Genomic DNA, 21647 nt, shown 5'->3' with positions numbered 1-21647 from the left:
TGAAAATCAGCATAAAAAGTGATAATTAATACTTAAAACGGAATATCATTTGCCTGCAATCACTTTATTATGCATCAAGATCGCGACTCTCTGGAAAAATCTGTTCTTCAACAAGAAGCAGTCAGTGAAAACACATCGGCTGCACGATTGCTGGAATTAGCCAAGTTGAATACCGAACTAGCGCGGTTAGTAGCAAAGAATCCAAATACCGACTCCCAACTTTTGTTGGAATTAGGGTCAAGTTCTGATAAAAAAACCCTTCAATGCGTTGCTAGCAATCCCAACACGCCCACTCAAGTTTTGTGGAAATTAGGAGAGGAATTTCCTGAAGAAGTTTTGAGTAATCCAGTGTTTTCGTTGCTCATGCTGGAAAATCCGAACTTACTAAAAGAGATACCAACAGAAACTTTATGCAGTCTGCTCAAGGCAAAGGCAATACCAGAAGAGTATTTAGTTACATTCGTAGATAATTCAAATTATTCCGATTGGGAAGCATTGTTGGCTGTGGTTGCGAATGCCAAAACACCCAAAAGTGTTTTGGAAAAACTGATTGAAAAATATAAAGCTGACGAAGAAAACGCTGTTAATGGAAGCTATCTTTCTAGTGTAGCTGAAGCGGCTTTGCTTCATGTTAATTGGGCAGGTGAGATGAGCGAGGGATGGGAGGAAGCAGCTTTAACAGCAATGCAAACTTCTTCCTTGAGCGATGGAACCGAGGAAGAGGCAGTGTTATGGAAAATAGGAGCAATCCCGGAGTATTTACTTTCTGCTTTGCATCCAGACACTTGGCTGATTTTAGTTGGTGATTCCGATACTCCCGAACACATTTTGCTTGAGATAGCAAAAAATTCTGAGCTTGGTACTCCCGAAGACATTTTGCATCGGATAGCAAAAAATTCTGACCTTGGGGATAAAAATTATTTGAGAAACGAAGATCTGATTTCTTTAGCTGAAAATCCCAATACTCCTATCAGTGTACTGGAAGAACTGGTAGGACATCATGAATCTCTTGTTCGAGAAGCAGTTGCTTGTAACCCTAAAATACCTTTGGCACTCCTGCAAGAGTTTCAACTGCAACAAGCAGCAATTAAAAATCCTTTGACTTCAGCAGATACTCTCGAAAAACTTGCTACAAGTCAGTGGATGCAAATTCGCAAAGGGGTTGCCATTCATCCCAATACACCAAAAAACATATTACAAGAACTCGCACTGAAGAAAGATTGGCAAACCCGTCTTGACTTACCCAAGTTAACCATACCCAATTGGAACGAGCAAAATAGCCATCAGACAATTTTAAAGAATTTATCCCTTGCTCAAGATATGTCTGCTCGTGTTTTGGACAAACTAGCGTTGGATACTAACACTGGTGTTCGAGAATCTGTAGCGCGTCATCCCGATACCCCAGTTAAAGCTCTTTCCAAGCTAGCAAAAGATCCGTGCTGGAATGTCCGTCTAACTGTAGCATCCAACCCGAATACACCGCTCTCTACCTTAGAGATTTTAGCAAAAGACACGAGCGGACAAGTAAAAGATGCCGTGCTTCTTAGAGTTAAACAAACATCCGAGCATTCGGAGCTTCTTAGTAAGATTTTACAAAACTTGGCAAACACAAAAGATGACAGAGTTCTCTTCATAATAGCCCGTCACCCAAGTACACCTGCTCCTGTTTTAGAAGATCTTGCAAAGGGCGTACATCGGCAATGGTTAGCACAGCATCCCAATACTCCTGCTGCAATATTACTACAACTCGTTAACGATCGCGATCCGGCAGTTCAGAAAGAAGCCCTAGCTCATCTCTACCAGCGTATTATTCAAGACTCCGATCTTCCCAGCAGCATTCTGGAACAATCAGCCACACTTGATAATAGTGCTATAAAAGTAGCGCTTGCCCGACATCCCAACACTCCTGTAAATGTTCTCAAGCAACTGGCAAAACACCCTAAGTCTCAACTTCGCGCACTAGTTGCAAAACACCCTAACACTCCTGTCAATCTTTTGGAAAAATTGCTAGAAGATACGGAAAAAGATACAAGACTTGCAGCTATAGCGGGCTACCAGCAAAACTTTTCTCAAAATAGTAATAAGCCAGGGAATATTTTACAGCAGTGGCAAACCGTGCAGAACCCAGAAACACCATCAGACATCCTTACCAATCTAGCCACAAGCCGATGGTTACTTATCCGCGAAAACCTCGCCCTTCACCCTAACGCTTCTACACCCCTTTTACAGCAGTTAGCAAAAGATAGATCGAGTATTGTTCGTGCTGGTGTTGCTCAAAACCCGAACACGCCTATCGAGTTGATACAGCAGCTAGCCAAAGACAAAACTCAAGAAGTTTTGCGTGCTGTTGCACAGAACCCCCAAACTCCCGATAGCATTATCGAACAACTAGCCCGTAAAAAGAAATGGAACGAGGTACATCAAGCAGCCGTTAAAACTCTCATTCAACGAGGTTCCAAAAGTGTAGGGAAATTTTTACAAGGTTATGCCCAATCTTCCAAATCTTTCTCTTTTACTCGCTTGATTGTTTTCCTGAACCCACTCGCTCCTAGCTCGTTTTTAGCAAAGAACTTTCGCTCTTCTTGCTGGCTCGAACGGTATGCGATCGCTCAAAATCCTAACACGCCTCCCCGCATCCGCCAGTATCTTACTGAAGATAGTAACCGCGTTGTTCGCGCTGCTGCTAAAGCGTTTTTATTATCTTAAAGTTACATTTTAGCTGCAATGCAATTAACTCCTGAAGAAGAAGCATCAGACCAAAATACTCCAGCAGAACGCTTGCGCGAATTAGCAGCAAAAGGCAATACAACTATTCGCTCGGCTGTAGCCCAGAATCCCAATACACCGCCAGATTTACTGTTGCAATTATTCTACTTTCTACCAGTAGAGGTTTTAAATAATCCTGCCATACCACTGTTATTGCTTGAAAATCCTAACTTTTTAACAGAACTTTATCAATCAAATAACTTAGTTTTTCTAAATCATGAGCTACCGCTCTTTTTTCTTGAATGGGCAATTCATCAACCAGATGAAAGCATCAAAATTGCTTTAGCTAAAAGTTTTTTTGTTGCAGCTAATACTCAAACTTCTGAAAGCACTTTACAGAAGTTAGCACGAGATATAATGGATAACGTTCGATTGATAACCGCTCAAAACAAAAATACTCCCACTGATGCTTTAGAGACATTAGCGAAAGATAGAAATGAAAAAGTGCGTTTTGCTGTAGCAAATAATTCCTCTACTCCCATTGCTACTCTTAAGAACTTAGCCAATGATAATAATCCTTCTGTTAGTGCTGCGGCTAAAAACAGTTTGATTAAAGAATATTTATAGAAAATTTAGAATTTTCAACTCTTGTCTTGTAAGTTTTGGTGATAAGTCAGTTGCCAAAGATAACCATTGCTAGTTTGGGGAGCATCCCAATTTGGCACATTGCCCTCCGAATAGAATTCTGGGGCTATACAATTTAAGTCCCTTCGGGTATCTCCTTACGGAGACGCTTCGCATCGCGAAGCTATGCCCGCAATACGCCAGTTGCCAGGGTGGGGGAAACCAGCACTGGTCTCACCGCCTGCGCGGACTTCATACTAAGTCCACGTAGGTGGACTTGGTTTGTATAGCTGCGATTTCAATCGCTTGGTGTTTTTTCTAAAATTGGAATATTCCCGCTAGTTTGTAGTTGCGATGTACGCGCTAAAGCCCTACTACAAACGGAATAAAAAGATTTTCCCCAATTGTCACACAGTCGTGTTTTTTCTTGTCAACCTATCAACAATTCGATTTAATGTTGGGTTTCGTTCCTCAACCCAACCTACTTTATAAATCATCTCTAAGCATTAATTACAATCTTAAGATCGTCGCACGTTTAAGCAACACCATTCTTTGCGCTTCCAAAGAGTAGCTACAACCCAACCGTGTTTCTCTAAAGCATCAGCAACAGCTTTAGATTGCTCGAGTAAAATTCCACTGAAAATTCCCCAAGTACTGGGTTTGACGATCGCACTAAACTCTGGTGCCAAACTAATAATAACGTCTGCCAAAATATTGCAAACGATACCATCCACAGGCTGCGGAACTAGTTTTGTTAAAACGTCTACACTTCCTTCCGCTACGATTAAACTTTCTGGGTTGACACCATTCATGGCACGATTTTCTATAGTCGATCTGACTGCTAAAGGATCGGTATCCACTGCGTAGGCTTTCTTTGCTCCCAGTAATAGCGCTCCTATAGAAAGGATACCAGAACCACAACCCACATCCGCAATTACCACATCTTCGTTTGCCCGCTCTTGACTTGTAAAAGATTCAGGTACGCTGCTCAGTCGCATTTCTAAAGATTCCAAACACAACTGAGTTGTAGCATGATTTCCCGTACCAAATGCTACACCGGGATCTAAAAGAATAATCAAACGTTCGGAATTTTCCGGTACTGGCAACCATGCAGGATTGATTAAAATGCGATCGCCAATTTCCTGTGGTTGCCAATATTGCTTCCAACTACTTGCCCAATCCTGCTCATCAATTAACTCCCACCGCACCACAGGTATGGGAAGTTCCATACACAGAGCATCTTGTCGCAACCACAGTGACAGCGCTGCCAAATCCAAAAGATGCGCTTGAAACTGCGGCAAATAACTGCGTACTAAAAAACTGCTCCCTTTCTTTTCACTAGCCGTTCCACGACAGCCAAAATTTTCCAAACGCCAAAAGATAGACTCTTCTAGCGCAGGTTCGCATTGAATTTGTACTTCCCACCAAGTGTTTGCCATATTTAAAGTATCAAGTGTAAAGGATAAAGGATAAAAAACATTCCCTTCATCCTTCATCCTTTATCCTTTTTAAAGTGTTACCGTATACGCATCCCGAATTCCTGGGACTTTGGTAATTTCAGACAAAATCCCATCGGGTAGGGGGTCATCAAGGCTGAGAACCATGACAGCATCACCGCGAACGATTTTGCGACCTACTTGCATACTGGCAATATTGACATTAAAACTGCCCAATAGGGAACCCAGTTTGCCAATAATCCCTGGCATATCTCGGTGCAGGGTAAACAACATATGCTGACTGGGGGGGACGTTAATTGGGAAACCATCCAAGTTGGTCAGTCTGATTTCTCCATCACCTAACAAAGCACCAGTCACAGCATGAGTACCCAGAGAACCAGTCGCTTCTAAATGCAAAGAGCCGGCATAATCTTGTACTGCCGCATCTCGCGTTTCAATCACGCGGATTCCCCGCTCTTTTGCCTCAATACTGGCATTTACGTAATTTACCCGTTCCCGCAGTGCTTTGTAAAGCAATCCTTTTAAGGATGCCACAACTAGGGGCTGACTCCTGTTTGTTGCAAGTTCTCCTTGGAGTCGGATATTGAGCAATTCCACCCGTCCGCCTGCTAACTGTCCCACCAGGTTGCCCAGGGTTTCTGCTAGCTGCATGTAGGGTTTGAGTTCTTCTATGACATCGGGATTGAGTCCGGGGATATTGACTGCCGAACGTGCGGGTAACCCTAACAATACATCTCGAATTTGTTCGGCAACGTCTATCGCCACATTCACTTGTGCTTCTGTTGTAGAAGCTCCCAAATGTGGGGTGAGAACAACTTCTTTACCCAATGCCTTTAAGGATGATTCCCCTATGGGTTCTTTCTCAAAAACATCCAATGCAGCACCAGAAATTTTCCCCTCTTTAATGGCAACCGCTAAAGCCTCTTCATCAATGATGCCGCCACGAGCGCAGTTAATAATACGGGCGCTGGGTTTCATCTTTGACAATCTTTCAGTGTTGATTAAATGCGTAGTTTCTGGTGTTTTCGGGATGTGCAGGGTGATGTAATCTGCTTGCTGCAATAACAAATCTAGCTCTACCAATTGACACCCGATTTGTTCTGCCCTTTCTGTAGAGATGAAGGGGTCATAAGCTAGCAGTTTCATTCCCATTGCTTTGGCAACAGCCGCAACATGGGAGCCAATTTTGCCCAAGCCTACAATACCTAAAGTTTTCTTGTAAACTTCAGCACCAACAAAAGTTTTGCGATCCCACTCCCCGCTTTTTACCGATGCATTGGCATCGGGAATGTGGCGTGACAAGGACAACATCATTGCCAGTGCGTGTTCCGCAGCAGCAATTGTATTTCCCTCAGGGGAATTGACAACCACAATTCCTTTGCGCGTAGCTGCAGGGACATCAACATTATCAACACCAACGCCAGCGCGACCAATAATTTTTAACTGGGTGCCGGCTTCAATAATTTCTTGGGTGACACGGGTTCCAGAGCGAATCATAAGTGCATCATACTCACCAATGATTTCTATGAGTTCCTCTGGTTTTAACCCTGTTTTAACATCTACTGTGGCAACTTGGGATAAGATATCAACCCCAACTTGATCGATTGGATCGGAGACAAGAACCTTAGACATGATTGCTTATTGTAAAGCTATAGGTATTCCTTGAAGACGGACTTTCAGTTTAGACTGAAATGCTAGTACTTTTGCAGGAATGATTGCTGTAAAATGCAGGAGCTAATGCGATGCATAACCTCAAGCATGATAGTACTAGAAGGTCAATTATCCTCATAACCATGCAGCACGGCTTCCTGCATTGACACATGACTGACTTTTTCGCCACTCACTCGGTACTATAAACCATCAATAGTGCGAAAACCTATATCCAAAACCTATAAATTTATGAAAATTTCTTAGAGCTAAACTTTTGAGCATTGACAAATGACCAACAATGACATTCGTAATATTTTTAACCGTATTGCTCCCGTTTACGATCGCCTCAATGACTGGTTGAGTTTGGGACAGCATCGCATTTGGAAAGATATGACGGTGAAATGGAGCGGCGCTAAACCGGGCGATACAAGTCTCGATCTGTGCTGTGGAAGCGGAGATTTATCTTTTGTGCTAGCAAGGCGAACGGGAAGCACGGGGCGGGTTTTTGGAGTGGACTTTTCTCCAGAGTTACTAGAAGTGGCAAAATCTCGGGCTCAAAGTCAGTCTCCTCGCTCTCCCATCACTTGGGTAGAAGCTGATGTTTTAAATTTACCATTTGACGATAACTGCTTTGACGCCGCAACAATGGGTTATGGTTTAAGAAATGTAACAAATATTCCACAGAGCTTAAAAGAATTACATCGCGTCCTGAAAAAAGGTTCTAGAGCGGCAATTTTGGACTTTCACCGTCCCAACAATCCTCAAATGCGTGCTTTTCAGCAATGGTATTTGGACAATCTCGTGGTTCCCATAGCGAGCTATATGGGTGTCAAGGACGAATACGCTTATATTAGTCCCAGCCTTGACCGATTTCCCACAGGATCGGAACAAGTAGAGATTGGTCGTCAAGTTGGTTTTACCACTGTCACACACTACTCTCTTATGAACGGTATGATGGGAGTGCTAGTGCTTATGAAAAGTTAGTGATTGGTGGTTAGTAGTTAGTGGTTAGTGGTTGTTAGCTAGTCACTACTAACTGCTAACTGCTAACTGAGAATTAATAACCTAATGGATTGGTCTCATCTTTGGCTTTATGTTTCTCCCCCTGTAGCAGGTGGAATTATTGGCTATTTTACTAACGACATAGCCATCAAAATGCTGTTTCGTCCCTACCGCGCAATCTATATCGGTGGGCGAAGAGTTCCATTTACCCCAGGACTAATTCCCCGCAACCAAGAACGGCTTGCTAAGAATATTTCCAACACGATCATGGGGTCGCTGCTGACTCCAGAGGAATTGCAAAATCTGGCGCGACGATTGTTGCAGCCCGAACGCGTACAAGGAGGAATTCTTTGGTTGCTGCGTTTGGCACTCGACCAGATTAAATCCGATCGCGAGCAGAAAACAGCTAAGATTTTGTCCGGAATATTGCGGGATTTATTAGGGGAGTCTTTACCGCGCCTGCTTAAGGTACTAGCAAGGCGAGAAGATTTTTTGGAAGCCCAGATTAATCAAATTTTTGACCTGATATTACTGGAATTTCAATTAACTGACGAACAAGCAACTCGTCTGGCTGATTGGCTGCTACAAGTGGTTATTCCTCCAGATGTCTTGCGACAAGCGGTAATTGATTTTTTGACAGATCGTACTATCCAAGCCATTGATGAAAGCTTTCGGGAAAAGACCAGCGGTACCTATTGGGTAGTCGCAAATCTATTTGGCTTGAGGAATACTCTCAGCCGCTTGCGGACTTACTGCTTGGATGAAAAAGATGCTACCAATGCTCGCTTGCAGGAGTTGATTAGAGAACTACAGGTGCGCGATCGCCTTAAGAAATTTTTACAAGACTTATCGTTACAAAACTTACCAGTTGGTACGGTACGCCAATTGCGAAAAACGACACGCGATAGTGTCCGCCAGTATTTACAAACAAAGGGGAGTGATTTACTCCAAGGATTAAGTGGCTCCGTGGACTGGGAGCATATAGCTATGTTGCTCGTTAACCGCCTTGGCACTTCTCCTGTTGTGAACGCTTCCTTAGAAGTTGTCAGTAAGGAACTCGCTCTGATTTTAGAGAGGTATTTGGAACGCGATTTAGAAGCTATAGTGGCTCAAACAATCCCTATTTTGTCAATCGATCAAGTGATCGTTGACCGAGTCAAATCGACTTCTCCTGCTGATTTAGAAGCAGCAATTGAAGGAATTGTCAAAAATGAATTGCAAGCAATTGTTAATTTAGGCGGTATTTTAGGCTTTGTTGTAGGTTTATTTCAAACAGTACTTTTACTGTTTAGTCAATCTGTCTAAATTTGACAATTGTTAAATTTCTGAAATTAGAGTTAATTCTAGTTCCCAGGGAAAGCCTGGGAACGCATGCACCGAGGTTCAACACCGTCTTAAGATTAATCTAATTGTGCTCTTAAAGACTGTACCTGTTCGAGAGATAACCCCGTAAACTTGACCACATCTTCAGGTGTGATGCCATTTTTCAGTAAATTAACAGCTACTTTCCGAATCCCCTCTTCGCGACCTTCTTCGCGACCTTCTTCGCGACCTTCTTCGCGACCTTCTTCGCGACCTTCTTCGCGACCTTTAGTTTTAGCTTCATCCCAGATATCTTGATAAATAACCGATTCTTTCATAATGTCCTTTTTCAAAACTCTTTTAATCAAGTCCTTATTTAATACTAAACCGGCTAAGATTGCTGTTGCCGCAGCTACGTTGCTTTGTTGGCGTCGATCGTTAATACCATCTATTTCTTGTGCTACCTCCCTCAGCGTTCGTTCGCGATCGTCAGCTTTACACAACACGGTCAATGGCAATAAACCTACATACGGTGACAATACCTCTTTTGGTTGTTCCCAAAGGCGAATCACATTAAATTCATGGCGAGTACCAGGAATAGAAAACGTATTTTTATAAACCTCTTCTGAATCCGTCTGTTTTAAGTAAATTACCACTTGATGCATTCCCTTTTGAGGAAAGCGACGATAGACTCGCACTCGATAGTCTATCATGCGAAATGGTATCTCTATATCGGGTTTAGTCTGGAACTCTAAATGAAGTACAACCTCTGGTGACTCCAATAGAATCAGTGCATCGGCACGAATTGGTTCAAGAGATAGTTCGCTTGGACTTAACTCGGTTAAAGGGACTGGTTCTCCAATTAACCAAGAGGCAAAGTCAGTTGAGAAATTTTCCGCTAGAAATTTGCAAACGTTATCAAACATTTCAACATGTTACCACCTTAAATGCCGAGCACTACTTCTTTATAAATCTTTTGTCAAAGTAAATTTCTTGGCATTAAGGTTTGACATTTTTTTCAATCCACTTATCCACATTTTGAGGTTGATAATTTGCCAATAAATCCAGTAATTTTTCTGGATCTGATGCTTCCAAAACTAGAGAACGGTGGACAGATCTTAACAATTCTTCTGTGACTGCTTTATCAAAAAATGCTAGCAAAGAATCGTAATAACCATTTATATTGAGTACGCCACAAGGCTTTTTGTGCAATCCCAATTGCGCCCACGTTAAGATTTCACTAAACTCTTCGAGAGTTCCCATCCCTCCAGGAAGTGCCACAAAAGCATCGGCAATCTGCGACATCATGGTTTTACGTTCGTGCATGGAATTGACAATATGGAGCTGTGTAATTCCATCATGAGCAATTTCTTTGGCGACCATAAAGTCTGGAATAACACCGATGACTTCTCCTCCTGCTGCAAGAGTGGCATCAGCGATCGCACCCATTAGTCCTACTTTAGCACCTCCGTAAACTAAACTTAGCTGTCGCTTTGCTAACAATTCACCTAACTGTTGAGCAGCTTGTTTGTAAGCTGGTTGCGCTCCCATACTAGAAGCACAAAATACACAAATATATTTCACTATTTGCCTTACCTCTTCTACATCGAAAAAATCATATCACAAGGCACTCTGCTCCCTTCATTGCTCTAAAAGCATCAATTTTTATAGGGTAATTTAAAGCACCTCTCTTTGTAGGGGCTTGGGGTAAGGTTTGTTTTGACTTTATAGCACTCACTTCATATTAGCTCTTAGTATCTCTTACAAACCAAGCTGAGCTTTTATGAAAAACTTTTATTTCAATTTTTTTTAATTTAAAATACTCGTAATTTTACGCAAACAAATAATTTTTTATTCATGAAAACTTAACTTGCAGAACTCTCCAATTAGTTTATAAAAGAAATAAATGTGTAGCCTTCCTGAACGATTTATGAGAAGTTGAAATTGTTGTAGCTCCCCTACAATCTCCAATAAGTAACGGAGACGGCGTTAGCTGGGAAATAAATTTTCCTACAACTTATTTAAGATGGCTCTAGTTCTTTACTGTCACAAACTACCAAAACCTTACAACTTCACTTCCATGTTTAACCTCGTACTTGCTTCTGGTTACTATGTGTCTGGCTATATATGCTATAGTTTGGGTGACTATTTAACTGCTATAGACAGTTACAGTCAAGCGATTCAATTATATTCGCAAGATGCCACAGTTTATTTCAACCGGGGAATATCTCGGTTAATGACTGAGGATTATCAAGGTGCAGTAGAAGATTTTAACCAGGCTATTCAAATATCTCCGCAATACTTCCAAGCTTATGCTGAAAGAGGGTTTGCTCGTGCCATGATTGGCGAACATGAAAGTGCTCTTGAAGATTGCAATCGTTCAATTCACTTATATCCCAACTATACTCGAGCTTTGTATGGACGAGCCATAGCTCATTCTTATGATGGTAACTATCAAAAAGCAATTGAAGATTTTACTCAAATCGCTCGCTTAGAACCATCTATTTATGCTTACTACAATCTAGGTGTTCAGCAATATTTACTGGGCAATTATTCCCAAGCTATTAAGAATTTAACCCAAGGATTAGATTTAAATCCTAATTTGAGTACTGCTTACTATTTTAGAGGAAATGCTTGTTATGAATTAGGAGATGAGCAAGGCGCTTTTGATGAATTTCAGGAGGCAATACAACTTGAAGCTACAGGTGCAAATAATATTTTTTATGAAAAAGACGAGCATGGTTTTTATGGGCGAGGTTTAGCTCAACATCGCCTGGGAAATCGGGAAGAGGCTATTCAGAATCTACAAAAAGCGGCTGAAATTTCTATGCAGCATCAAAATATGACATTTCATCAAAAAGTAATGGACGCGAGCGCAGAAATCCAAGCATAACTAATTATTTTGACTTAGGATAAGCAATTCGCTTGTGATGAAATTGTTGCCAAACCTGTACGAAAATTTCCGCGATTTGAGACATTTCTTCTCGTGTTAATCCTGATGCTTCTAATTGTTTTTCCTGCCACTTAGCTCGGAGTATATTATTAAGCATGACTAAAGCTTGCTCTGGAGAAACTTCTTTGAGCGATCGCAAAGCGGCTTCGCAGGAATCTGCTAACATGACGATACCTGTTTCCCTTGATTGAGGGATGGGACCTTCATAACGAAAATCAGCGTCATCGACTGTTAAACTGGGGTCTGCTTGTGCCATTTGTTGCGCTTGGTGATAGAAATACGCAATTTGTGTTGTTCCCTGATGTTCTGGAATAAATGCTTGAATGAAGGAAGGTAAACTGTGTTTTCTTGCCATCACTAGACCTTCGCTAACGTGCTTTTTAATAATTTCTGCACTTTTCCAAGGGTCTTTAATTTCTGTATCGTGTTTGTTGGGTTCTCCCATTTGATTTTCAATAAATGCCTTAGGGTCGTGCATTTTCCCGATATCGTGATATAATGCACCCGCTCGCACAAGTTCAACATTACATTTCAAAGATTTAGCGGCTGCCTCAGCAAGGGTAGCAACTAAGAGCGTGTGTTGAAAAGTCCCTGGAGTTTCAGTAGCTAGTTTTTTTAACAAAGGACGGTTGGGGTTTGCTAATTCTGATAACCGGATTGAAGTTACCAGATCGAAGAGTTTTTCTAAATACGGGCTTAACCCCAATGCCACAATACTCCACGCTAAACTGGATAAGGCAAACAATACAGCATTTTGGATAACTGTATAATAAGGAAAAACACCCAATGCTGCACCCAGTAGCAGTCTGAGAACTAAATAAACACCGCCTTGAGTGAGTGCGATCGCAACACTTAAAAGCGCTAGTTCTTCACGGGAATGGAGTTTTTGCGCCATGCAACTGCCTAAAATCCCTGCGGCTGTCCCAGCTAAAAGAGTTGCTTTACTTACATCTAAACCAATGGGTAGCAATATTGACAGTAATCCTATGACTGCGATTGCCAAACTAGGTCCGTAAAAGCTACCCAATAACAAACCAACTGCGCTCCAAGTTGTATGTGGCGTACCTAGAGTCATCGTTAATGGCGTACTGAGTGTTAGCAGTAGTATGAGCAGGCGATCGCTTTGCCGTAATTTACACCGACTTCGCCGTTCTAAAAGAGCAAAAAAGCCAACTGCCCCAGTCACGATTATGCCAAGTTGTATCAATCCTTGCCAGTTAATTTCCCGACGAATTAGGCGATAGTGCTCTAAAACTTCAAAATCAAACGCAGTAATTTTTTCTCCCCTCTTAACAATCAACTCACCTTTTCGTACAGTCACCATCACGGGTTTGACACCCGCCACTGCTTTTGCTGCTGTCAGTTGCGTTCGTAGTTTATCAGTTTGAAGGTTGGGTTTCAGCACCGCTAACAAAACTTCGAGCGCTAAAGGTTCAGCTTCCTTGGGTACTAAACTCTGTACGTGTAGACTAACTGCATCTTTGATAATGTAAGGAGGAAGCCCAGGAGGTACACCTTGGGTGAGAATTCTTTGTGCTGTTTTCTGGATTCCCACTTGTGTCTTTGCCCAATCATCATCTGAGATATCGAGAAGTGACTTTGCATCATAAACTGTTTCGGGTTTAGCCCCTATCAGGTCTGAAAGTTTCGTATTGGCTTCGACATACCCCTGACGGACTTTGGTAATTTGAGCGATGAGAGAAGATAAGTTTTGCTCTGAAGTTGACAAATAGTAGGTTTCTAATTCCTGCACGGCTTGGGCAAAGTCAGGATTGCGGAACAAATTGTTGGCTTTTAAATCCTCTTTTCCCAGGTTAAAATTTTCTTGATTTGATAGCCCTTGCTTGTGCTTTTTATTGTTATTCACAGCTATGAGTAGGGCTTGCCATTCCCAATGAGAACACGAGCGCACGTAACGCTGGGTTGATACAGATAAAATAAAAGTATCAAAAAATGGAAAATTTCCCAGAGATGAGCGAATGCTGTTGCCTTCACTCAAAATTTGTTGTAGGTTTTGCTGAATATCTTCATTAATTTGTGGATTTACCATCAAGACGGGCACGGAGCTTGTACTGGCGGCTTTGCGCTGTTCTTCTGTTTTGTGCTTGTCTTCGATTCTGGCTTCTTCGGGTGCTTTAATGGTTTGTGGCGCAATAGCCCCAATTTGCAGCTGTGGTTGATTGTATAATTTTTGTCCTAAAACTCCTGTTAGGGATAGGACTGCAATTGTAAAAACAACAGGGGAACGTTTTCCGTTAAAACAACTTAGAACAACTGTATAAACCCCACGTTGTCGTTTAAGGGTTTTCTGAGTTGAACTCGCCGAGATCGAGGCTTGATGTTTGTCTGTCTCGCTGTTGTCTAATATGTAGGACTGATGGCGTAACTCTTTGTACTGTCGTCGCCATTCAATCAATTTTTGGGTCACGGACAAAAAAAATTGCTGCGTTTTCATTTCCTATGACCGCAGTTCCTTACGCTATTAGGTTAAAACAAGACCATCCAGAGCGGAAATACACTTTAAGCAGATTTGTCACAATGGCTCCCAGGGAATTACGATTTTGGTTTTTGGATTGGAGGTAGAGTACAGCCCTTTCTAGGATTACTTTCACCTAACTACCTGTGGCATTTTTTCACATTGGTACAGCTTTTTTATGATAGTATTAAAATATACTACTGTTTATAAAGATTTGTTTGCCTCTGTTGGGATGCACATCACAGCATAAGAATGACGGGAAGTAGAACTAGCGCAGCCGAATGACGCGAGGGGCTGCTATTGCTTGTGAGGACGACCAGAAGCTCGACCCTACTAAAGTCTTTTCTTCCCCAAACTCGTTTGAATCACGAGCAATATCATACACTCCTGACCATACCGCCATAAGTGTGTTTGTCAATCTTAACATATTATAAGAGCTAGCTATTTGCCACTTTTGCGCTAAATTTGAACGCTCGAGTGAGATTTGCCAAGTTGCGGGAATACCTGCTGTGCTGTTATACGCTCCTGATAAAGCACCCGTTAGTGTAGCGATTGTTTTTGAGTAACGACCCAACCTATCTGCTCGTAAAACGGAAAGACGAAAGTCTTCTGGGGTACTGAGAAAACAGTAAAGTGCCATAGCGATCGCGTTTCCTGGCTTTTCTTCTCTTGTTAACTCAGCTTGTGCGCTGTCTAACCCCGCTCCACTCTCTAATAAATTCTTAACTTTTAGTAATTGTTGTGGCAACCTTGTTGGTGTTTCCCCCAAAAAAGAAATTGTTTGGGGGATGAGGGTAGCTTGGGTCAGTTTCTCCGTTAGAGATTGAGCGATCGTGTAACTTACCGCTAGCATTCCATCTCTTATAATCGGATCGCTCTGCCAAAATTCCGCGATCGCTATCAAGTTTTGGCGCAACTTTATTAAATTTTCATGAAAAAACATTACCACTGGTAAAACGGCGGGAATCATTGACAAACTATCTTCTAAGTGTCTTCCCTGCTCTTGCGTCCGCGAGCAAGCGTTAATTTCAAGACGCGAAAACGCAATCAAACTTTCCGTGTAAGAAGTTGCTATTTGACTCCAATGCAAAACTTCTTTGGAGCCCTCTTGTCCGTTTTCACCAAAATCTTTATTCCTAAAAGCTGTATTTTCCCCAATTATTGCCCCTAGTAAAACTCCATGGCAGCGATTTAAAAGTGAATAACGCATAAAAAATTATGAATTGTGAATGATGAATTATGAATTATTTAGCATTCATAATTCATCATTCATAATTCTCTTAGGTGGTACACTAACGCTTGTAAACCCAACGTATAGCTTCGCGCACCAAATCCGCTAATTTGTCCAATAACCACTGGAGCTATATACGAGTGATGGCGAAACTCTTCCCTGCGGTAGATGTTACTTAAATGCACTTCTACTGTCGGTAAATTAACAGCAGCGATCGCATCTCGTAATGCCACACTTGTATGGGTGTACGCGCCAGCATTAATCAATATTCCATGATGTTGCCCCTGTGCTTCATGAATAGAGTCTACTAAAGCACCTTCATGGTTTGATTGTATTGGATAAATTTTTGCTTGCACTTTTGCGCCTTCATCTTCCAAAATCCGATTGATTTCGGCTAGTGTCAGCGAGCCATAAATTCCTGGCTCTCTGTGTCCGAGAAGATTAAGGTTGGGTCCGTGCAATACTAGAATACTCAGGGAGGTTGATGACAAGCCTTGCACCTTGTGTTACTCTTATCTACGGCGCGAGCGGTCTTCTACTGGAATTGGAATCAACTCCGGTTCTGGCTCAGCAGCCGGTCCTAGAAGAGCTTCTATCAACTTTTGTGCCAATTCCCTAAGTTTTTCTAGCAGGTTTTCTATATAGTCCATTGAACTGAACGCTCCTAAGCTACTCATTCAATATGTTTATTATTACACGGAGAAACTGGAGTATCTTTGCACTTTTGGCTGATAGATAGGTTTCTCCCATACCCTTCTAATTAGGTATGCGCCATCTTAGGATGTAACCTGTATTTTGTGTACGCGACGCCCCGAATTTTGGCTGTGTTGCTATTTTATCAGAAAAATTGGTTGGTGGTTAGTGGTGAGTCGAGTCCTGATAGCGTATAGCCCTTACGGGCATAGCTTCGCAACGCGTAGCGTGTGCCTTGCACATAGCGTGGCGCTAATGCGCCACAGGCGGGTTTCCCGCGACCACCGGGACTGGCGAACAGCCCTACGGGCATAGCCTGCGGCATCGCGTATAGCCCTTACGGGAATAGCCCAAAGGCATCGCGGAGCGTGTGCCTTGCACATAGCGTCTTTGCCCCTGAGATACAAGGGAGGGTTGGTGATTGGTAGGTACAACCAATGCCTACAGCCCACAGGCGGTTTTCATCAGCCCATACAGTAAACACTCAAGACGCAAGGTCACCGCACCCTAATTCATGACTAACACCTAACAACTAACCATTTACTAACTAGCCTTTTTTGTTTTTTTGCTAGTAGGGGTTGAGGATTTGGTAGAAGATTTAGAACTGGAGGTTGTTGATTTACTCGTTGTTTTACGCGTAGATTTTCCAGATTTTCCAGTTGAGGCTTTAGATGCCAATAGCTCTAATGCAGAAGCTAGGGACATATCCTCTACCGATTGACCTTCTGGAATTCGCACGTTGGTTTTACCATGCTTGATATATGGTCCGTAAGGACCTTTGTAGATGTTAACTGGTTCGCCATCCTCTGGGTGAGGACCCAATTCCTTTTCAGCTGCTTTCGATTTGTTACCAGAAGAACTGCGTCCTTTTTTCGGTTCCGACAATAATTCCAATGCACGTTCTAGGGTTATTGTCAAAACATCATCGCCAGCTTTTAGGGAGCGATATTCCTTTTCTCCACTTTGGTTGTGAACAACATAAGGTCCAAAGCGTCCCAGGTTGGCTTGGATTTCAGCACCTGTGGTTGGATGAGGTCCTAATTTCCGAGGTAGAGCCAATAACCCAATTGCGACTTCAAGGGTGATATTTTCGGATGTCACTCCTTTAGGTAGGGATGCTTGTTTGGGTTTGGGGTTTTCTTCCGATTTGTCACCCAACTGAACGTAAGGTCCGTAAGGTCCAATTTTCAGGTAAATGGGTTCGCCTGTTTCTGGATGAGTTCCAATTTCGTCGGGACCGACAATTTTTTGTCGCAGGATTGTTTCTACTTTTTGCGGATCGAGGTCGGCGGGAGTCAGGTCTTTGGGAATTGAAGCCGTTACAACCGCATCTCCATTTTCTTTTTCTATATAAGCACCGTACTTTCCGATCCGAACTTTTACATCTAAATTTTCCAGTTCTACTGTCCGGGCTGAATTGGCATCGATTTGGTTTTCTTTTTCCTTAACCTGGGTTTCTAAACCTTTGTCTCCGGAGTAGAACGATCGCAGGTAAGGTAGCCATTGTGCTTCACCCGTAGCGATGTCATCCAATGTTTGCTCCATTTTGGAGGTAAAGCTTGGATCGACGACATCGGGGAAGTACTTCTCCAGCAACTCAGTTACGGCAAAAGCAGTGAAAGTTGGGATAAGCGCATTACTTACCAATTGGGCGTACCCTTTATCAATAATTGTGCCAATGATGCTGGCATAAGTACTGGGACGCCCGATCCCTTCGCTTTCCAGAGTTTTGACTAAGGTGGCTTCGGTATATCTTGCTGGTGGTTGGGTTTCGTGACCAACGGCTTCTAATTCTTGGCAGTTTGGACTATCTCCTACTTTTAAATTCGGTAGAATAACTTCCTGATCTTCAAGAGCTGCTTCTGGATCGTCAGAACCTTCAACGTAAGCACGGAGGTAACCGGGAAAATCAATGCGTTTGCCAGAAGAACGGAAACCCGCATCTTCGACTTGCAACTGCACCACGATTTGCGTTTGACGGGAATCTGCCATTTGGGAAGCAACAGTTCGCTTCCAAATCAAGTCGTACAACTGTAACTCCCGACCGCTTAGACCTGTTTCCTGGGGCGTGCGGAAAGTGCTACCAGCCGGACGAATGGCTTCGTGTGCTTCTTGTGCTCCTTTGGATTTAGTCGTGTACTGTCGGGGTTGGGGGCTGAGGTATTCCGAACCGTACCGGGTTTCGACGCACTGACGAGCAGCAGCAATGGCTTGCTCTGACAAATGGACGGAATCGGTACGCATATAGGTGATGTAACCTTGCTCGTACAAACTTTGAGCAGTCCGCATGGTATCCCGTGCTGAAATACGGTATTTGCGGTTAGCTTCTTGCTGCAGTGTAGAAGTGGTAAACGGTGGCGAGGGTTTGCGCGTTACGGGACGTTCCTCAACCTCTGTAACTTTCCAAGTTTTTTCTAAAAGTCGTTCTCTAAGGGCTTGGGCTTCAGCTTGGTTAAGCAGGACAACATTGCGATCGCTAGAAATTCTTCCTGTCGCCGCATCAAAGTCACTGCCATTGGCGACCCTAACTCCTCTCAATGCAATCAGTTGAGAAGCAAATGCTGCTCCTTTAGTTGAAGCGGGGGGGGTCAACGTTGCTTTCAAATCCCAGTAGGAACCTTGACGGAAAGCACGGCGCTGGCGTTCTTTTTTCACCAAAAGCCGCACGGCTACAGATTGCACGCGTCCTGCTGACAGTCCCCAAGCAATTTTTTTCCACAGCAAAGGAGACAGGGTATAACCCACTAGCCTGTCCAAAATCCGCCGGGTTTCTTGGGCGCGAACGACTTGTTCGTTAATATTGCGGCAGTTTTTTAAAGCTTTTTTGATGGCGTCTTGAGTGATCTCGTGAAACACCATTCGCTTTGTGGGAACCTTTGGCTTGAGCAACTGGTATAAGTGCCAACTAATGCTTTCACCTTCCCGGTCTTCGTCTGTAGCCAGAATCAGTTCATCTACTTCTTTGAGAGCGTCTTTAAGTTGAGTAACAACTTTCTTTTTATCTTTAGGGATAATATAGAGCGGCTCAAAGTCGGCGTCTACATTTACCCCGAGTTGAGCCCATGCTTCTCCTTTGACGTTAGCGGGAATATCACTAGCTGATTGAGGTAGGTCACGCACGTGTCCCATTGATGCTTCTACCCGGTAACCGGCAGGGAGGTAGTTGCGAATGGTACGAGCTTTGGTCGGAGATTCGACGATGACGAGAGTTGACATGGAAATTACAAAAAAAGAATAGCTGTTCGCCTAAATAATCAATTGAAAGAAATTATGAAGAGCGTATCGGTAGAACTTAACGTTACGCTATGGGATTATGCGATCTAATCCTGACACAAACCGTCTGCTTGGGTTGAAATTTCAGACCTGCTTGTTGGCAAAGCCGATCCCAAAGGGAGAGGCGGGTTTAGCAGGGGTTAGAATTTCCAGTTATTTTAATCTTTAACTTATAATCGACGTCTTTGACGAGTGCTGTTTTCAAAATCCCCCTCAAGGTTCTACATTAAGCCTATTGCCATTATTCAAATTTGTATCCCATTGGAAGGAATAAAAGTTATGAAGAAGGGAACGGGGAATTCTTCTGTTGGCAACCCAGAGGGCAAAGTAGAAGTTTTTCATGCCACACCAGGTGCTGTAGCCCGTGAAACCCTTTCAGCCATCCGCTCGTGGGGAAACCCCAAAACGATCGTGTTGCCTCACCACCGCAGTGACTCCTCTGCCTCCAGCACAGCTACCTTCTTCAAAGGGAACAAGCACAAATTGTACGAGAAAGATAGCACATTTTATCTATCTGTTTAAACTTAAACATAATTTAACTTAATGGTATCCATAGCCAATTAACAAAGGCTGACAACTGTTGGTGCAACGATAGCAATGATTCAATAGAATGAACACAGTAGGATCTCAACGTCTCATAACCAAAACCTACATAGCTCATGGATTTTGCTAATCTTGCTTCCCAGTTAAATGCTGGAACCATATTGCCAGAGGGAATTGTCATTCTGACCCTCTTGGGGGTTTTGATTGTTGACTTGATTGCAGGGCGAACATCCTCGCGCTCGATTGGATATCTAGCGATCGCGGGGTTGTTAACTTCTGTCGTCGCCCTGTATTTCCAATGGGATAACACAGAACCCATTTCCTTTCTTGGTGCTTTTAATAGTGACGACCTCAGTATCGTCTTTCGCGGTATCATCGTTTTGTCTGCTGCCGTGACAATTTTGATGTCGATTCGCTATGTCGAACAAAGCGGGACTGCAATAGCCGAGTTCATAGCGATTTTGCTAACCGCTACCCTTGGCGGAATGTTTTTATCAGGGGCTAGCGAGCTAGTGATGATTTTCATCTCCCTAGAGACCCTCAGTATATCCTCTTATTTGCTTACAGGTTATACCAAGCGAGACCCCCGTTCCAATGAAGCAGCACTCAAATACCTGTTGATTGGCGCTTCCAGCACAGCAGTGTTTTTATATGGGGTGTCACTACTGTATGGCTTATCCGGCGGACAAACACAATTGAGTGCGATCGCCAATGGAATTGCCACAGCAGGATTTGGTCAATCTCTGGGCTTGGTCATTTCCTTGGTGTTTGTCATTGCGGGAGTTGGTTTCAAAATTTCCGCCGCTCCCTTCCACCAATGGACACCAGACGTTTACGAAGGCGCACCGACTCCAGTGATTGCTTTCTTATCCGTTGGTTCTAAAGCTGCTGGATTTGCCCTAGCTATTCGCCTGCTGACAAGCGCCTTCCCCTTAGTGACCGAAGAATGGAAGTTTGTCTTTACCGCCCTCGCCGTTTTAAGTATGATTTTGGGTAATGTGGTTGCCCTTGCCCAAACCAGTATGAAACGGATGCTGGCTTATTCTTCCATTGCTCAAGCCGGATTTGTCATGATTGGCTTGGTAGCGGGTACTGAAGCTGGATATGCCAGTATGATTTTTTACCTGTTTGTTTACCTGTTCATGAATTTGTGCGGTTTCATCTGCGTAATTCTATTCTCTTTACGGACAGGAACAGACCAAATCGTAGAATACTCTGGTTTGTATCAGAAAGACCCACTTCTAACTTTGGGATTGAGTATTGCTTTACTATCACTTGGTGGTATCCCACCACTCGCCGGATTTTTCGGTAAAATCTACTTGTTCTGGGCTGGTTGGCAAGCCGGACAGTACGGTTTAGTCTTACTTGGCTTAATCACTACTGTGGTTTCCATCTACTATTATATTCGTGTTGTCAGAATGATGGTAGTTAAGGAACCTCATGAGATGTCTGACGCAGTTAAGAATTATCCAGAGGTGCGTTGGAATCTACCAGGTTACAGACCGATACAGGTAGGACTAATTGCGACGTTAATTGCTACTTCCGTCATTGGAATTTTATCAAATCCCATCTTCACGGTGGCTAACAATTCGGTTGCTAACACTCCCATTTTGCAATCAATCACACATCCAATTGTGAAAGCGGAAACTGTCCCTACCTTGGTAGAGGAAAATTCTATTAGCCTCAACCCGTAATTTAGTTGACGCTTGAGTCAGTTGTCGGTCTAGATTCCCAACT

At 43.0% G+C, this 21647-nt stretch carries 16 protein-coding genes; 7 read left to right on the top strand and 9 right to left on the bottom strand.

All coding sequences use genetic code 11. The features are described from left to right. Positions 1 to 69 precede the first annotated feature (69 nt). Positions 70 to 2706, top strand: coding sequence for a hypothetical protein (locus HC643_RS19050; protein ID WP_038085508.1), 2637 nt, complete (start codon positions 70 to 72; stop codon positions 2704 to 2706). An 18-nt stretch (positions 2707 to 2724) separates the two neighbouring features. Further along, positions 2725 to 3333: a variant leucine-rich repeat-containing protein gene (locus HC643_RS19045; RefSeq protein WP_038085506.1), complete on the top strand. Its 609-nt coding sequence runs from the start codon at positions 2725 to 2727 to the stop codon at positions 3331 to 3333. A 515-nt stretch (positions 3334 to 3848) separates the two neighbouring features. Here the strand turns inward: HC643_RS19045 and prmA are convergent. Both prmA and serA read right to left on the bottom strand, forming a co-directional pair. After that, positions 3849 to 4769, bottom strand: a complete 921-nt coding sequence (gene prmA / locus HC643_RS19040) for a 50S ribosomal protein L11 methyltransferase (protein WP_038085565.1) — start codon at positions 4767 to 4769, stop codon at positions 3849 to 3851. Between the two features lie 69 nt (positions 4770 to 4838). After that, positions 4839 to 6419, bottom strand: coding sequence for a phosphoglycerate dehydrogenase (gene serA, locus HC643_RS19035; RefSeq protein WP_038085503.1), 1581 nt, complete (start codon positions 6417 to 6419; stop codon positions 4839 to 4841). A 306-nt stretch (positions 6420 to 6725) separates the two neighbouring features. Between serA and ubiE the strand changes: the two genes are divergently transcribed. Both ubiE and HC643_RS19025 read left to right on the top strand, forming a co-directional pair. Then, a complete protein-coding gene (gene ubiE / locus HC643_RS19030; protein ID WP_038085501.1) occupies positions 6726 to 7421 on the top strand; it encodes a bifunctional demethylmenaquinone methyltransferase/2-methoxy-6-polyprenyl-1,4-benzoquinol methylase UbiE in 696 nt (231 codons plus the stop codon). An 84-nt stretch (positions 7422 to 7505) separates the two neighbouring features. Beyond that, the gene (locus HC643_RS19025; protein ID WP_038085499.1) at positions 7506 to 8744 is read left to right on the top strand and encodes a DUF445 domain-containing protein; all 1239 of its coding nucleotides are present in this window, start codon (positions 7506 to 7508) and stop codon (positions 8742 to 8744) included. A gap of 95 nt (positions 8745 to 8839) precedes the next feature. Here the strand turns inward: HC643_RS19025 and HC643_RS19020 are convergent, their stop codons facing one another. Both HC643_RS19020 and HC643_RS19015 read right to left on the bottom strand, forming a co-directional pair. Further along, positions 8840 to 9667: an Rpn family recombination-promoting nuclease/putative transposase gene (locus tag HC643_RS19020; RefSeq protein WP_038085497.1), complete on the bottom strand. Its 828-nt coding sequence runs from the start codon at positions 9665 to 9667 to the stop codon at positions 8840 to 8842. Positions 9668 to 9740: 73 nt separating this feature from the next. Further along, positions 9741 to 10325, bottom strand: a complete 585-nt coding sequence (locus tag HC643_RS19015) for an LOG family protein (protein ID WP_038085495.1) — start codon at positions 10323 to 10325, stop codon at positions 9741 to 9743. 442 nt (positions 10326 to 10767) lie between these two features. On the opposite strand from HC643_RS19015, the gene HC643_RS19010 reads away from it, so the two are divergent. Continuing rightward, a complete protein-coding gene (locus HC643_RS19010) occupies positions 10768 to 11634 on the top strand; it encodes a tetratricopeptide repeat protein (protein WP_237265901.1) in 867 nt (288 codons plus the stop codon). 4 nt (positions 11635 to 11638) lie between these two features. Here the strand turns inward: HC643_RS19010 and HC643_RS19005 are convergent, their stop codons facing one another. The 5 genes from HC643_RS19005 to topA form a co-directional block, all read right to left on the bottom strand. Then, the gene (locus tag HC643_RS19005) at positions 11639 to 14149 is read right to left on the bottom strand and encodes an HD family phosphohydrolase (protein ID WP_038085490.1); all 2511 of its coding nucleotides are present in this window, start codon (positions 14147 to 14149) and stop codon (positions 11639 to 11641) included. A gap of 289 nt (positions 14150 to 14438) precedes the next feature. Next, positions 14439 to 15380, bottom strand: coding sequence for an ADP-ribosylglycohydrolase family protein (locus tag HC643_RS19000; RefSeq protein WP_050045959.1), 942 nt, complete (start codon positions 15378 to 15380; stop codon positions 14439 to 14441). 59 nt (positions 15381 to 15439) lie between these two features. Beyond that, positions 15440 to 15901 (bottom strand): type II 3-dehydroquinate dehydratase, encoded by a 462-nt coding sequence (gene aroQ / locus HC643_RS18995; protein WP_050045958.1) that lies wholly within the window; start codon positions 15899 to 15901, stop codon positions 15440 to 15442. 12 nt (positions 15902 to 15913) lie between these two features. Continuing rightward, positions 15914 to 16051, bottom strand: a complete 138-nt coding sequence (locus HC643_RS18990; RefSeq protein WP_038088062.1) for a hypothetical protein — start codon at positions 16049 to 16051, stop codon at positions 15914 to 15916. Between the two features lie 586 nt (positions 16052 to 16637). After that, positions 16638 to 19310: a type I DNA topoisomerase gene (gene topA, locus HC643_RS18985; protein WP_038088059.1), complete on the bottom strand. Its 2673-nt coding sequence runs from the start codon at positions 19308 to 19310 to the stop codon at positions 16638 to 16640. A gap of 336 nt (positions 19311 to 19646) precedes the next feature. Between topA and HC643_RS18980 the strand changes: the two genes are divergently transcribed. Then, positions 19647 to 19889, top strand: coding sequence for a hypothetical protein (locus HC643_RS18980; protein ID WP_038088055.1), 243 nt, complete (start codon positions 19647 to 19649; stop codon positions 19887 to 19889). Between the two features lie 137 nt (positions 19890 to 20026). Further along, on the top strand, positions 20027 to 21604 hold the full coding sequence (locus HC643_RS18975) for an NAD(P)H-quinone oxidoreductase subunit N (protein ID WP_038088052.1): 1578 nt from the start codon (positions 20027 to 20029) through the stop codon (positions 21602 to 21604). Positions 21605 to 21647 lie beyond the last annotated feature (43 nt).

The organism is Tolypothrix bouteillei VB521301, from assembly GCF_000760695.4.
Lineage (GTDB): Bacteria > Cyanobacteriota > Cyanobacteriia > Cyanobacteriales > Nostocaceae > Scytonema > Scytonema bouteillei_A.
The sequence above is the reverse complement of the archived record's forward strand: the minus strand, read 5'-3'. Positions and strand labels throughout refer to the sequence as shown.